Raw genomic sequence first — 14689 nt, 5'->3', positions numbered from 1 at the left:
CGTCGCCGCGCGACCGCTCAGCCGAGCGATTCGAGGAAGCCGAGCGCCACCCGCCAGGTGGCCTCGGCGGCCTCCGCGTCGTAGTCCGGCAGCTCGGGATCGGTGTAGAGGTGCCCGGCCCCGGCGTACCGGTAGACCTCCACATCGGCGCCCGCCCGGCCCATCTGGAGGTACCAGGCGCTCAGCCAGTCGTCCGTCTCGAACGGGTCCGGCTCGGCCACGTGGAGCTGCACCGGCAGCTCGTCCACGTGCGCGTTCGGCGCGATGTCCGACGTGCCGTGCAGGAGCAGCAGCCCGCGCGCCTTGTCGTCGCCGAGGGCCAGGGTCTGGGCGATGGAGGCGCCGAGCGAGAACCCGGCGTACACCAGCCCCCGGTCCGAGTACGGCGCCGCCGCCAGCACGGCCCGCTTGAGCAGCTCCTCCTTGCCGGTCCGCTCCTTGAACTCCATGCCCTCCTCCACGGTGTCGAACGTCCGCCCCTCGAAGAGGTCCGGCGTCCACACCTCGTGGCCCGCCGCGCGCAGCCGGTCCGCGGCCTCGCGCACCGCGGGCCTGAGCCCGTAGGTCGAGTGAAAGAGCATGATGTTCATGAGGCCATGGTGCCAGCCGGCCACGCGTGTGCCGGTGCCGCCGTACCCAGGAACGCGCCGAACTCACATGTTCATGCCCTGCGCGCGCCGGTTAGGAGCGGAGGCATGGAGAACGTACTCCGCCCCCTGATCGTGCTCGGCGGCACGGTGCTGCTGACCCTGGCCATCGGCTGGGGCACGGACCGGCTGCTGTGCAAGGCCGACGAACGCGACCACGACACCCCCCTGTGGGGGCTGCTGCGCCGTGCCCGCATCCCCTACCAGCTCGTACTGTGCGCCGCTCTGCTGCGTGGCTCGTACGACCAGGCGAAGCTCCTGGAGCGGCACCAGGTCGGCATCGGCAGGACGTTGACGCTGGTGCTGATCGGGTCGGCCGCCTGGCTGGTGATCCGGATCGCCGCGGCGATCGTCGAGACCACCTACTCCCGCTATGCCCGCGTCCACCGCGACGCGGCCCGGGTGCGCCGGGTGCGCACGCAGGTGGAGCTGATCATGCGGGTGGTGTCCGCGATCGTCATCGTCGTGGCCGTCTCGTCGATGCTGCTGACGTTCCCGGCGATGCGCGCCGCGGGCGCCTCCCTGCTGGCTTCGGCGGGCATCATCGCCGCCATCGCCGGTGTCGCCGCCCAGTCGACGCTGTCCAACATGTTCGCCGGGCTGCAGATCGCCTTCGGCGACATGGTGCGCATAGGCGACACCGTCGTGGTCGACGGCGAGTGGGGCACCGTCGAGGAGATCACCCTGACCTTTCTGACGGTACGGACCTGGGACGAGCGCCGGATCACGATGCCGGTGTCGTACTTCACCTCCAAACCCTTCGAGAACTGGTCCCGCGGCACCCCGCAGATGACCGGGATCGTCTACTGGCACCTCGACCACAGCGCGCCGATCGAGGCGATGCGCGAGAAGCTGCGGGACATCCTGCGCGCGTGCCCGGCCTGGGACGGCCGCGCGTGCAACCTCCAGGTGACGGACACCACACCGAACACCATCCAGGTGCGCGCGCTGGTGACGGCGAAGGACGCCGACGACATCTGGACGGTGCGGGTCGCGGTCCGCGAGCAGATGATCAGCTGGCTGTCCGCGGAGCACCCCTACGCACTGCCCCGGGTGAACACTGCCGAGTCGGTGCTGCCGCCGTCGCGCGTCCCCTCCCCCGACGGCGCCTCCCTCCGCCGGGCCTACGACTTCCCGCGCACCGGTCGGGGCTGACCGGCCGCGCTCAACGGCCCCGTTCGGCACCTCCGTTCACCTGGACGATCTGCGAGGTGACGTGCCCGGCGGCGGGCGACGCCAGCCAGTGCAGGGTCTCGGCGACGTCCCCGGGTATGCCGGCGCGGCCGGTCGAGGTGTCCGCGACGAGCCTCGCCCGCCGGTCCTCGTCCATCGTGGCGCCGAAGAACTCGGTGTCCTCGACGTACCCGGGGGCGACCACGTTCACGGTGATGCCGCGCGGGCCCAACTCCCGGGCCAGGTCGTGGGCGTACGGGTGCAGCCCGGCCTTGGCCGCCGCGTAGGCACCCGTGCCCGAGCCTCGGTAGGCGGCGATGGAACTCAGGAACAGCACCCGTCCGCCGGGCTCGGCGAGCCGGTCCTTCAGCGCCTCGGTGAGGAGCGCCGCGGTCAGGGTGTTCTGCCGGAAGTTGACGGTCCAGTCGTGGGCGACCCGGTCGAGGGGGTCGTCGCTGCCGGCCGGGGGCTCCAGGTATCCGGCTCCTCCGGCACAGTTCACGAGCACGTCCACGGTGCCCAGCTCGTCGGCGACGAACCGGGCGACACCGCGCACGTCATCCGGTTCGGACAGGTCCGCCGCGTAGGTGAGCGCCCCGGGCACCCCGGCCTTCTCCAGCACGTCCGCACGCCGCCCGAGCAACAGCACCCGGTCCGCGTCCGCCGCGAACGCCCGTGCCGCCGCCAGCCCGATGCCCGTACCGCCACCACTGATCACGATGTTGCGAGTCATGATCCGAGAGTAGGAGCGGGGGGCGGGCGATGCCGGGAGTTATCCACAGGGCCGGCACATTCGTATGACTGGCCGGGGCCTCGTGCGCAGCACTCACCGCAGGCTCCGCACGTCGAGATGCCGGAGCACCCGGTCCACGATCTCCGGGTCCGCCCCGGGCTCGCTCCGCGCCGCCAGTACCTCGTGGCGCGCGGCGCTCAGCATCTCGTTCTGGATGCGCCGCACCCGCTTCAGCCGCTTGGCCCGCTGCCGGTGCGCCTCCCGCCGTTCCTCCTCCCCCATGTCCGGGCTGATCCGGATACCGATGTCGAAGGCCCGCCGCAGCATCTGCTCGGAGAGCTCCTCGGACAGTTCCTCCACCTGCTCGATCTCCCGCAGCCGCCGCTTCGCCGCCTTCGCGGCCCGCACCGCCAGCTCCTTCTCGAACTCCTTCTCCCGCTCGGAGTCGGCCCGCACCCCGAGCCGCCTCACCAGCCACGGCAGCGTCAGCCCCTGCACCACCAGCGTGGCGACGATCACCCCGAAGGCGATGAAGACGATCTCGTCCCGGTCGGGGAACGGCGCCCCGGCGTCCGTCTTCAGCGGCACGGCCAGCGCCAGCGCCACCGAGGCCACCCCGCGCATCCCGGACCACCACATCACGACGGTCTCCCGCCAGCTCACCGGGATCTCCTCGTCGTAGTCCCGGCGGGCGTGCAGCCGCTTGGTCAGCCAGGTCGCCGGCAGCAGCCACAGCAGCCGTACGACGACCACCACGCCCACCACGGCCGCTGCCCAGCCGAGCATCTCGCCCCACCGCCCCTGGGCGGTGCGGATGGCGTTGTGCAGCTCCAGTCCGATGAGTCCGAAGGCGACGCCCGTGACGAGCGTGTCGATGATGTCCCAGAAGGTGTGCCCGGCGAGCCGGGTCATCACGTCGTCGGCGTCGGTGGCGTACTCGGCGAGGAAGAGGGCCGTGGTGAGCACCGCGAGCACCCCGGAGCCGTGCAGCTTCTCGGCGAGCACGTAGGAGGCGTACGGCACCAGCAGGGTCATGCCGATCTGCAGGGTCGGATCACCGAGCAGGTCCATCAGCCTGTTCGCGCCCCAGCCCAGCACCAGGCCGACGGCCACCGCGACGACGGCCGACAGCACCAGGTCCAGGCCGGCCCGCCAGGGCGAGAAGGTGCCGCTCACGGCCGCGGCGATGGCCACGTGGTACAGCACGATGGCGGTGACGTCGTTGAAGAGGCCCTCGCCCTCCAGGATCGACACCAGGCGGCGCGGCAGCCCGAGCTGACCGGCGACGCTGGTCGCCGCGACCGGGTCCGGCGGCGCGATCAGGGCACCCAGCGCGACGGCGGCGGCGATCGGCAGCCCCGGCACGATGGCGTTGGCGACGAACGCCACGCACACCGTCGTGACGAACACCAGGGCCACGGCCAGCAGGAAGATCGGGCGGATGTTGGCCGCGAACTGCCGCCAGGAGGTCCGGCGTACGGCGGCGTAGAGCAGCGGTGGCAGCAGCCCGGGCAGGATCAGGTCCGGCGGGATGTCCACGTTGGGCACGAATTCGGCCACCGCCAGGGCCCCGCCGAAGAGGGTCATCAGCACCGGCGCCGGCACCCCGAACCGGTCCCCCACCGGGACGCTCACCAGGGCCCCGAGCAGCAGTACGAACAACAGAGCCAGCTGATCCACGGACGGCGCTCCGGGAGTCGACGATCACACGGCAGACCTCAAGCCTGCCATGACGCCCGCGACCCGGCGTACCGACGCCTGGACGGCCGCGCACCCCGGCGTGAGCCGCGCGGCCGGCAGCGGCTCCCCTGGCTACAGGGCCCGGCGCATCGCCCGGTGCGGTATGCCCGCGTCCGGGAACTCAGGGCCGTACGCCTCGTAACCGAGCCGCTCGTAGAAGCCCAGGGCGTGGGTCTGCGCGTGCAGGTCCACCGCCGTGAGGCCACGCGTGCGTGCCGCGTCCTCGATGGCGCGCACCAGGGCCGCGCCGACGCCGAGCCCACGGGCCGCCCGGGAGACGGCGAGCCGGCCCAGGGAGCCCACCGCCGGGTCCCCGCCGGTCTTCGCGGCGGCCGCCTCGCCGTACAGCAGGCGTCCGGTGCCCAGCGGCACCCCGTCCTCGCGGACCGCCAGCACATGCACGGCCACGGCGTCGTAGGCGTCGTACTCGATGTCCTCGGCCACGCCCTGCTCGGCCACGAAGACCTCCTTGCGGACCGTGAAGCAGGCCTCGCGGTCGGCGGGGTCCTCGGCGACCCGGACGGTGTAGGCGGGGATCACGCCCATGTGTCCTCCCGGACCTGGTCGAGGGCCTGCCGGAGGTCCTCGGGGTAGTCACTCTCGAACTCCACCCAGGAACCGTCGCCGGGGTGCTCGAAACCGAGGCGCACGGCGTGCAGCCACTGGCGGGTCAGGCGCAGCCGCTTGGCGAGGGTGGGGTCGGCGCCGTAGGTGAGGTCGCCGACGCACGGGTGGCGGTGGGCGGCCATGTGGACGCGGATCTGGTGGGTGCGGCCCGTCTCCAGCTTGACGTCCAGCAGGGAGGCGGCGCGGAAGGCCTCGATGAGGTCGTAGTGGGTCACCGAGGGCTTGCCGTCGGCCGTGACCGCCCACTTGTAGTCGTGGTTCGGGTGGCGGCCGATCGGGGCGTCGATGGTGCCGCTCGTCGGGTCCGGGTGGCCCTGGACGAGGGTGTGGTAGCGCTTGTCGACCGTGCGCTCCTTGAACTGGCGCTTGAGCGACGTGTACGCGTACTCCGACTTGGCGACCACCATCAGGCCCGACGTACCGACGTCCAGGCGGTGCACGATGCCCTGGCGCTCGGCGGCGCCGGAGGTGGAGATCCGGTACCCGGCGGCGGCGAGACCGCCGATGACGGTCGGACCGGACCAGCCCGGCGACGGGTGCGCGGCCACGCCGACCGGCTTGACGATCACGACCACGTCATCGTCGTCGTGCACGATCTCCATGCCCTCGACCGGCTCGGCGACCACCTGCACCGGCGCGGGCGCCTGCGGCATCTCGACCTCCAGCCAGGCACCGCCGCGCACCCGCTCGGACTTGCCGACCACCGCGCCGTCGACCTGGACCTTGCCGGCCGCGGCCAGCTCCGCGGCCTTCGTGCGGGAGAAGCCGAACATGCGGGAGATGGCGGCGTCGACGCGCTCGCCCTCCAGGCCGTCGGGCACGGGCAGGGTACGGATCTCGGGAATCGTGCTCACCCGTCGAGTATGCCGGACGGGCCGAACGGCTCCGCACGAGCCTGTGGAAAACCCGGGCGGACCCCCGCGTCAGTCCTTGTGGACCGTGCCGTCGGGGTCCAGGCCGCGGAAGGACAGCAGCACGATCAGGATGCCGCCGCACACGATCGCGGAGTCGGCGAGGTTGAACACGGCGAACCCCTTCGGCGCGATGAAGTCCACCACCTCGCCCTCGAAGACGCCCGGCGCCCGGAAGACGCGGTCGGTGAGGTTGCCGAGCGCGCCGCCGAGCAGCAGGCCGAGCGCGACCGCCCAGGGGAAGCTGTACAGCTTGCGGGCCAGGCGGATGATCACGACGATCACGGCCGCGGCGATCAGTGTGAAGATCACCGTGAATGCCGCGCCGAACCCGAAGGCGGCACCCGGGTTGCGGATCGCGTGCAGCTCCAGCAGGTCCCCGACGACCTGGATGGGCGCGTGCCCCTCCAGCCGGGAGACGACGAGCATCTTGCTGACCAGGTCGAGGGCGTAGGCGAACGCGGCCACCGCGAACAGCACGGCGATCCGGCGCCCGCGGCCGGTCCGTCGCGCCGGGGTCCCCTGCTCGCCCGCGCCGGACGCGCCCGCCTCCCCGGACGCACCGACCGCGGCGCCGCCGGCGGGTGCTCCGGCCGACGCCTCGTGCTCGCCGCCGTCGTCCGGGGTGTCCGGCGTACCGATGATCCGCTCCGCCTCTGCCACGTGAGTCCCTCAACCTAGGTGCCCTGACTGAGGACGAGACTACGGCACGCCCCGAGGCCCTCTCGCGCTCAGGAGCGGCGTTCCTGCTTCTGCTTGCACTCCACGCACAGCGTGGCCCTCGGGAACGCCTGCATCCGGGCCTTGCCGATGGGGTCGCCGCAGTTCTCGCACAGGCCGTAGGTGCCCGCGTCGAGCCGTTCCAGGGCGCGCTCGGTCTGGATCAGCATCTCGCGCGCGTTGGCGGCCAGCGCCAGCTCGTGCTCGCGCGTGATGTTCTTGGTGCCGGTGTCGGCCTGATCGTCCCCGGCACCGTCCCCGGAGTCCCGCATCAGGCCGACCAGGGACGCCTCGGACGAGCTGATCTCCTCCCGCAGCCGCTCCAGCTCGGACTGCAGCTCCGCGCGGGCCGCGTCGGCCTCTTCCGGGGTCCACGGATCCTCGCCGGGGCGTACCGCCAGTTCGCCGGGCTCCACCGCGCCGAGCCGCGCCTTGGGAACGGCGGACTGTTCCGCCGTGGCCGTGCCAGGAGTCTTCTTCGCAACCACTGTCGTGGCTCCCGTCTGCTTCGCGGCCCGCGCCGCGCCCGCGTCCTTGGTCGTGCTCTTGTCGGCCGTCTCCTTCACCGCGGCCTTCTTGGCAGCGGCTTTCTTGGCGGCGGTCTTCTCGGCGACGGCCTTCTTGCCGACCGCTTCTTCGGCGGCCGTCTCCTTCTCGGCCGCTTCCTTGGCGGCCGTCTCCTTCATCGCGGACTTGTCCGCCGCGGCCGTCCGCCTGGCGGCCGACCTCTTCGTGGCCGTCTTCCTCATCGCGGCTTTGTCCGCCACGGCCGTCTTCCTGGCCGTCGCGTCCTTCACAGCCGTCTCCGTCGCGGCCGGCTTCCCGGTGACCGCCTTGGTACCCGCGACCTCCTTCGCGACCGTTCTGTCGGCCGTCTTGTTCACAGCCGTCTTCTTCACGGCCGCCTTCTTCTCAGCCTTCTCAGCCGCCTTCTTCGCGACCTTCCCCGCAGCGGCCGACTTCTCGCCGACGGCCGCCTTGGGGGCCACCGCCTTCGTGGCAGCCGTCTTCGTGGCAGCCGCCTCGACGGGCGCCGCCTTCTCGGCCACCGGCTTCTTGGCAGCCGTCTTCGTGGCGGCCGTCCTGCCCGGGGCCGTCTTCTTGGTGGCAGGCCTCGCGCCGGTCTTCCCGGTCGCCGGCTGCTGTACGGCGGTCTTCTTCGCCACCATGGCCGCGGCCCCTTCACATATTGTGATCTTGCTCGCGAATCGTGCTGGGACGATAAATCGACTTGAGTCCCGCGGCAACGGGGCACACCGCCCGATTCGCCCGCCCGCACCCCCCGAGCCACGGGCATGCATCCGTTGTGCCCAGCTCCCCGCCGGGTAATCCGCCGGGCCGGTACCGCACCGACCCCGGCGCCCGCTCCCCTCGCCATTCGGGTCACACGGCCCGGTCGTACGGCCCGCGCCCCCGCCGCGCGGAAAACCGGTCCGCCGCTGTCCGCGCGGCGCCGTACACTGGGCGGAGCGAGAAGCGTGGATGGGGACGAGTAGCGGCGTAGGCAGCCCAGAGCGACCCGGGGACGGTGTGAGCCCGGGGGCGAGCGCGACGTGAAGATCACCCCGGAGCCGCCGGAAGAAAGCCGCAGCCGAAGGGCGGCGGCGAGTAGAACCGGCCTCGCGACCCCAATGAGGGGGCTCACCGGCGCGTACGGCGCGGCGGGGGGCCAAGGAGGGTGGTACCGCGGGAGCGCGCCGCACACGGCGTAGACAGGAACGAAGGCTCTCGTCCCTCCGACGGAAGGCAGCAAGTCCGTTGGAGGATGCTCGCAGATGACAGCGCCGACGTACCGCCAGGTGCCCGCACAGGTCGACCTGCCCGCTCTTGAGCACGCCGTGCTCGACTTCTGGCGCGAGCAGAAGATCTTCGCCAAGAGCCTGGAGCAGTCCGAGGGCCGCCCGGAATGGGTGTTCTACGAGGGCCCGCCCACCGCGAACGGCATGCCCGGCGCCCACCACATCGAGGCCCGCGTCTTCAAGGACGTCTTCCCCCGCTTCCGCACCATGCGCGGCTACCACGTGGCCCGCAAGGCCGGCTGGGACTGCCACGGCCTGCCCGTCGAGCTGGCCGTCGAGAAGGAACTGGGCTTCTCCGGCAAGCAGGACATCGAGGCGTACGGCATCGCCGAGTTCAACGCCAAGTGCCGCGAGTCCGTGACCCGGCACACCGACGCGTTCGCCGAGCTGACGACCCGCATGGGCTACTGGGTCGACCTGGACGACGCCTACCGGACCATGGACCCCGAGTACGTGGAGTCGGTCTGGTGGTCGCTGAAGCAGATCTTCACCAAGGGGCTCCTGGTCCAGGACTACCGGGTCGCCCCCTGGTGCCCGCGCTGCGGCACCGGCCTGTCCGACCACGAGCTGGCGCAGGGCTACGAGACGGTCGTCGACCCGTCGGTGTACGTCCGTTTCCCGCTCACCTCCGGTCCGCTCGCCGGTCAGGCCGCGCTCCTGGTCTGGACGACGACCCCCTGGACCCTGGTGTCCAACACGGCGGTCGCCGCGCACCCCGACGTGACCTACGTCGTCGCCACCGACGGCGAGGAGAAGCTCGTCGTCGCCGAGCCGCTCGTCGCCAAGGCGCTCGGCGAGGGCTGGGAGACCACGGGCCAGACCTTCACCGGCGCCGAGATGGAGCGCTGGACGTATCAACGTCCGTTCGAGCTGGTGGAGTTCCCGGAGCCGGCGCACTTCGTCGTGAACGCCGAGTACGTCACCACCGACGACGGTACGGGTCTGGTCCACCAGTCCCCGGCCTTCGGTGAGGACGACCTGAAGGTCTGCCGCGCCTACGGCCTGCCGGTCGTGAACCCGGTCCGCCCGGACGGCACCTTCGCGGAGGACGTCCCGCTGGTCGGCGGCGTCTTCTTCAAGAAGGCGGACGAAAAGCTCACCGATGACCTGAACCAGCGCGGCCTCCTCTTCAAGCACCTGCCGTACGAACACAGCTACCCGCACTGCTGGCGCTGCCACACCGCGCTGCTCTACTACGCGCAGCCCTCCTGGTACATCCGCACGACGGCCATCAAGGACCGGCTCATCCAGGAGAACGAGAAGACCAACTGGTTCCCGGAGACGGTCAAGCACGGCCGGTACGGCGACTGGCTGAACAACAACATCGACTGGGCGCTGTCCCGCAACCGCTACTGGGGCACCCCGCTGCCGATCTGGCGCTGCGCGGAGGACCACCTCACCTGCGTCGGCTCCCTCACCGAGCTGAGCGAGCTGACCGGCACCGACCAGTCCGGCCTCGACCCGCACCGCCCGTACATCGACGAGGTCACCTTCGCCTGCCCGCACGAGGGCTGCGGCGCGACGGCCACGCGCGTGCCGGAGGTCATCGACGCCTGGTACGACTCGGGCTCGATGCCGTTCGCGCAGTGGGGCTACCCGTACAAGAACAAGGAGCTGTTCGAGAGCCGGTACCCGGCGCAGTTCATCTCCGAGGCGATCGACCAGACCCGTGGCTGGTTCTACACGCTGATGGCCGTCGGCACGCTCGTCTTCGACAAGTCGTCGTACGAGAACGTCGTCTGCCTGGGCCACATCCTGGCCGAGGACGGCCGCAAGATGTCCAAGCACCTGGGCAACATCCTGCAGCCCATCCCGCTCATGGACCAGCACGGCGCGGACGCGGTGCGCTGGTTCATGGCGGCCGGCGGCTCGCCGTGGGCCGCGCGCCGGGTGGGCCACGGCACCATCCAGGAGGTCGTCCGCAAGACGCTGCTGACCTACTGGAACACGGTCGCCTTCCAGGCCCTGTACGCCCGTACGTCGAACTGGGCGCCGTCCGCGGCGGACCCGGCGCCGGCCGAGCGTCCGGTGCTGGACCGCTGGCTGCTGTCCGAGCTGCACGCGCTCACCGACCAGGTGACGCAGGCCCTGGAGGCGTACGACACCCAGCGCGCCGGCAAGCTGCTGTCCGCGTTCGTCGACGACCTGTCGAACTGGTACGTCCGCCGTTCCCGCCGCCGCTTCTGGCAGGGCGACAAGGCCGCGCTGCGCACGCTGCACGAGGTGCTGGAGACGGTCACCAAGCTGATGGCGCCGATCACCCCGTTCATCACCGAGCGGGTGTGGCAGGACCTGATCGTTTCGGTCACCCCGGGCGCGCCGGAGTCCGTGCACCTGGCCACCTGGCCGGAGGCGGACCTGTCGGCGATCGACCCGGAGCTGTCGAAGCAGATGGTCCTGGTCCGCCGGCTGGTGGAGCTGGGCCGTGCCACGCGCGCGGAGTCCGGTGTCAAGACGCGTCAGCCGCTGTCCCGGGCGCTGATCGCGGCGACCGGGTTCGAGGCCCTGAACCCGCAGCTGCACACGCAGATCACGGAGGAGCTGAACGTCGAGAAGCTGGCGTCGCTCAGCGAGGTCGGCGGCAGCCTGGTCGACACGACCGCGAAGGCCAACTTCCGGGCGCTCGGCAAGCGGTTCGGCAAGCGGGTGCAGGACGTGGCGAAGGCGATCGCCGCCGCCGACGCCGCCGCACTGTCCCTCGCCCTGCGCGAGGGCACGGCCTCCGTGGAGGTCGACGGGGAGACGGTCACCCTCGCTCCGGACGAGGTGATCATCACGGAGACCCCGCGCGAGGGCTGGTCGGTGGCCTCCGACTCCGGTGCCACGGTGGCGCTGGACCTGGAGATCACCGAGGAGCTGCGGCAGGCGGGCCTGGCCCGTGACGCGATCCGGCTGATCCAGGAGGCCCGCAAGAACAGCGGGTTGGACGTCGCCGACCGGATCGCCCTGCGCTGGGAGTCGACCGACCCGGCGGTGGTCGCCGCGCTGGCCGAGCATGCGGAGCTGATCGCCGACGAGGTGCTGTCGACCGACTTCCGGCAGGGCGAGGGCGACGACGGTTTCGGTGAGCCGTTCACCGACGAGGGGCTGTCTCTCACGTTCCGGCTGCGCAAGGCGTAGGCGCCGAGCGGTACGAGAAGGGCCCGGTCTCCGTCAAGGAGGCCGGGCCCTTCGTCATGGCCGCCATGGGCTCCGCCGTCACGCAACCCGCGTAAAAAGGGCGGGCCCCCAGGACCGAAGTCCAGGGGGCCCGCCCTATCAGACGCTGCCGACGCCGTTGTCGTACTGGTGCCCGGTGCTCAGTTGTCGTCCTCGTCGATCAGGAACCCACGCATCGGCGAGGGAGCCTGACCCATCGGGGACGGGCCCTGCGGGCGGACCGGGGCCATGGGCTGCGTCATGGCCGGGGTCATCTGCTGCTGGCCGCCGTAGGACGGGGCGGACGGCGAGGGGTTGCCGCCCATCGTCTGGTTGCCGCCGTAGGACGGGGCGCTCGCGCCGGCCGGAGCCATGGAGGGCGCCGGGGACGGCGGCAGCGACGCGGTGGCCGGGGTGCGCGGCGGGGCCAGCGAGTCGTCGGCCTGGGTCTCGAGCTGACGCAGCTGCGACTCCAGGTACGACTTCAGGCGCGTGCGGTACTCGCGCTCGAAGCCGCGCAGGTCCTCGACCTTGCGCTCCAGCGTGGCGCGGGCGGACTCCAGGGAGCCCATGGCGACGCGGTGCTTCTCCTGCGCGTCCCGCTCCAGGGCATCGGCCTTGGCACGGGCGTCACGCTCCAGACCCTCGGCGCGGCTGCGGGCCTCGCCGACGATCTTGTTGGCCTCGGAGCGGGCCTCGGCGATCGCCTGGTCGGCGGTCTGCTGGGCCAGCGAGAGGACACGGGCGGCACTGTCGCCACCGGGGCCCTGACCGGGGCCACCCATCGGACCGCCCATGGGGCCACCCATGGGACCGCCCATCGGGCCGCCCATCTGCTGCTGCATGGGCGGCTGACCGCCCATCGGGCCCTGACCCATCGGACCCTGGCCCATCGGGCCGGGACCCTGCGGGCCGCCCTGACCGCCGGGGCCGGCGGGCAGCTGCGGGGCACCGCTCGGCAGCTGGGGCGGACCACCCATGGGGCCACCCATCTGCTGCTGCGGCGGGCCCGATATCCCGGCGGGCACCGGAGCGCCAGGACCTCGCATGCCCTGCTGCTGGTGCTGCTGCTGGTGCTGCTGCTGGTCCTGCTCCGGGGGCTTGCGCGCGTTCTGCTGGTTCTGTGCGGCGGCGCGGGTGGCCGCGGCCAGCTTGGCGCGCAGGTCCTCGTTCTCGCGGAGCAGACGGGTCAGTTCGGCTTCGACCTCGTCGAGGAAGGCATCGACCTCGTCCTCGTCATAGCCTTCTCGGAGGCGGACGGTCGTGAACTGCTTGTTCCGCACGTCCTCGGGGGTCAACGGCATCTCTTCACCTCAACGTAGTCATCGGCAGTCGGCAAGACCGGATCGTCCCCACCCTCATCTCACGAAGCTCCCGGCGACGGAGATGAGAATGTAGACGATGATCATCAGTACGAAGAAGGACAGGTCGAGCGCCACGCCCCCGAGACGCAGCGGCGGAATGAACCGCCGCAGAAGCTTCAGCGGTGGATCGGTGACAGTGTAGGTGGCCTCCAGTACGACCACCATCGCCTTGCCGGGTTGCCACGAGCGGGCGAACTGGAAAACGTAGTCCATGACCAGCCGGAAGATGAGCACGACGAGGAACACCATCAGCGCGATGTAGATCACCTGCGCGAACACGCTCATGGCCTGTGGTTCCCTCTCCCCTGTTCCGTGCTCTTCCGTGCTTCGATCCGGTCGTACGTCTCAGCTCTGGTTGAAGAACCCGCCCTCTGCGATGCGGGCCTTGTCCTCCGCCGTGACATCGACGTTAGCAGGAGACAACAGGAACACCTTCTGCGTCACCCGCTCGATGCTGCCGTGAAGACCAAACACCAAACCGGCCGCAAAGTCGACAAGTCGCTTGGCGTCTGTGTCATCCATCTCAGTCAGATTCATGATCACCGGGGTGCCCTCACGGAAGTGTTCCCCGATGGTACGGGCCTCGTTGTAGGTCCGCGGGTGAAGCGTGGTGATCCGGTAAGGCTCTCGTTCCGACACGACCTTGGGCATGATCACCGGCGCGTTCTTCTCCAGGGACTGACGTTCTTGTGTGATGGATGCCACGGGCGCGATCCGCGCCGGACGTCCGGATTCCGCGGCGAGCGAAGTCGAACGGGCCACCGGTTCGCGAGGCGCGGGCGGTTGTACGATTCGCACCTCTTCGTCCCTTTGGGACTGATGTGCACCGTGCGACTGGTGCGACGGCTCGTGCCGTCGGTGGTCCCGCTCGGGCTCCGGGTCCAACTCGGGCTCGAAGTCGTCGTCGGGGTCGAATCCGCGGCCGTCGTACCCATCGTCCTCCACGAGGCCGAGGTAGACCGCCATCTTGCGCATCGCGCCGGCCATGCTCTGAGTCCTCCGCTCTGTGGTGGATCGACTGACGACTGCCAAGTGCCCGCGATCCACGTGGCCTTTGTGCCCGTCTTGGGGCGCATTGACCATATTTTCTGCTGTGGTCCGACTTCCTGGCGACGTTACCCGAGCCTAGGGCGGACTCCGAGTACCGCGGTGCCGACGCGCACATGTGTCGCCCCGGCGGCCACGGCCTGTTCGAGGTCCGCACTCATCCCTGCCGACACCATGGTTGCAGCCGGATGAGCTCGGCGCAGGTCAGTCGACAAAACCATCAGGCGCTCGAACGCCGCTTGTTCGCGCCCCGCGTACTCCCCGCTGAGCGGAGCGACGGTCATCAGTCCGTCGAGCCGCAGCCCGGGCGCGTCGGCGACGAGGTCGGCCAACTCTTCGATTCCTTCGGGGGCCACGCCACCGCGGTCCCCCCTGCCGCTCGCGCCGGCGTCGAGCGCGACCTGGATGAGACAGCCCACCTCGCGCTCCGCCCGCACCGCCTCCTTCGACAGCGTGGCGACGAGCCGGGAGCGGTCGACGGACTGCACGACATCGGCGTAACCGACCACGGAACGCACTTTGTTGGTCTGCAACTGGCCGACGAAGTGCCACGTGAGGGGCAGATCCGCACAGGCGGCGGCCTTCGGGGCCGCGTCCTGGTCGCGGTTCTCGGCGACGTGGCGCACACCGAGTTCCGACAGGATCCGCACATCGCCGGCCGGGTAGGTCTTGGTGACCACGATCAGGGTCACCTCCTCCCGCGCGCGTCCGGCCGCCACGCACGCGGCGGTGATGCGCTCCTCCACCTTCGCCAGATTCGCGGCGAGTTCGGTCTTACGGTCCGTCATGC

The 14689-nt window shown here is 70.9% G+C and carries 13 protein-coding genes; 2 read left to right on the top strand and 11 right to left on the bottom strand.

Annotated features, from left to right (window positions below):
- Nucleotides 1-17: 17 nt before the first annotated feature.
- A complete protein-coding gene (locus tag OO52_RS07020) occupies nt 18-590 on the bottom strand; it encodes a dienelactone hydrolase family protein (protein ID WP_030642058.1) in 573 nt (190 codons plus the stop codon).
- Between the two features lie 105 nt (nt 591-695).
- Here OO52_RS07020 and OO52_RS07015 point away from each other — a divergent pair, with 105 nt between their 5' ends.
- Nucleotides 696-1802 (top strand): mechanosensitive ion channel family protein, encoded by a 1107-nt coding sequence (locus OO52_RS07015; RefSeq protein ID WP_030642057.1) that lies wholly within the window; start codon nt 696-698, stop codon nt 1800-1802.
- 10 nt (nt 1803-1812) lie between these two features.
- On the opposite strand, the gene OO52_RS07010 is transcribed toward OO52_RS07015, so the two are convergent.
- The 6 genes from OO52_RS07010 to OO52_RS06985 all read right to left on the bottom strand — a co-directional run bounded on the left by OO52_RS07010 (nt 1813) and on the right by OO52_RS06985 (nt 7720).
- Nucleotides 1813-2553, bottom strand: coding sequence for an SDR family NAD(P)-dependent oxidoreductase (locus OO52_RS07010; RefSeq protein ID WP_030642056.1), 741 nt, complete (start codon nt 2551-2553; stop codon nt 1813-1815).
- Between the two features lie 93 nt (nt 2554-2646).
- Nucleotides 2647-4233, bottom strand: a complete 1587-nt coding sequence (locus OO52_RS07005; protein WP_030642055.1) for a Na+/H+ antiporter — start codon at nt 4231-4233, stop codon at nt 2647-2649.
- A 132-nt stretch (nt 4234-4365) separates the two neighbouring features.
- Complete coding sequence (locus OO52_RS07000; protein ID WP_030642054.1) at nt 4366-4839, bottom strand: GNAT family N-acetyltransferase; 474 nt, start codon at nt 4837-4839, stop codon at nt 4366-4368.
- Complete coding sequence (locus OO52_RS06995; RefSeq protein ID WP_030642052.1) at nt 4830-5774, bottom strand: RluA family pseudouridine synthase; 945 nt, start codon at nt 5772-5774, stop codon at nt 4830-4832. Before OO52_RS06995 ends, OO52_RS07000 begins: the two co-directional genes overlap by 10 nt.
- Nucleotides 5775-5843: 69 nt before the next feature.
- Nucleotides 5844-6494, bottom strand: a complete 651-nt coding sequence (lspA, locus tag OO52_RS06990; protein ID WP_030642050.1) for a signal peptidase II — start codon at nt 6492-6494, stop codon at nt 5844-5846.
- Nucleotides 6495-6562: 68 nt separating this feature from the next.
- A complete protein-coding gene (locus tag OO52_RS06985; RefSeq protein WP_030642048.1) occupies nt 6563-7720 on the bottom strand; it encodes a TraR/DksA family transcriptional regulator in 1158 nt (385 codons plus the stop codon).
- A 606-nt stretch (nt 7721-8326) separates the two neighbouring features.
- On the opposite strand from OO52_RS06985, the gene ileS reads away from it, so the two are divergent.
- The gene (gene ileS, locus OO52_RS06980) at nt 8327-11470 is read left to right on the top strand and encodes an isoleucine--tRNA ligase (RefSeq protein ID WP_030642046.1); all 3144 of its coding nucleotides are present in this window, start codon (nt 8327-8329) and stop codon (nt 11468-11470) included.
- Nucleotides 11471-11649: 179 nt separating this feature from the next.
- Here ileS and OO52_RS06975 read toward each other — a convergent pair whose 3' ends face one another.
- The 4 genes from OO52_RS06975 to OO52_RS06960 form a co-directional block, all read right to left on the bottom strand.
- Entirely contained in the window at nt 11650-12792 is a 1143-nt protein-coding gene (locus tag OO52_RS06975) for a DivIVA domain-containing protein (RefSeq protein WP_030642044.1), read from the bottom strand.
- Between the two features lie 54 nt (nt 12793-12846).
- A complete protein-coding gene (locus tag OO52_RS06970; RefSeq protein WP_030347861.1) occupies nt 12847-13137 on the bottom strand; it encodes a YggT family protein in 291 nt (96 codons plus the stop codon).
- Between the two features lie 60 nt (nt 13138-13197).
- Nucleotides 13198-13839, bottom strand: coding sequence for a cell division protein SepF (locus OO52_RS06965; protein ID WP_030642042.1), 642 nt, complete (start codon nt 13837-13839; stop codon nt 13198-13200).
- Nucleotides 13840-13967: 128 nt separating this feature from the next.
- Nucleotides 13968-14687: a YggS family pyridoxal phosphate-dependent enzyme gene (locus OO52_RS06960; protein WP_030642040.1), complete on the bottom strand. Its 720-nt coding sequence runs from the start codon at nt 14685-14687 to the stop codon at nt 13968-13970.
- Between the last annotated feature and the right edge of the window lie 2 nt (nt 14688-14689).

Origin of the sequence: Streptomyces flaveolus (genome assembly GCF_000716535.1) — a bacterium.
GTDB lineage: Bacteria > Actinomycetota > Actinomycetes > Streptomycetales > Streptomycetaceae > Streptomyces > Streptomyces flaveolus_A.
Note: the sequence above shows the minus strand (reverse complement) of the source record. Positions and strands in the feature narration are given on the sequence as shown.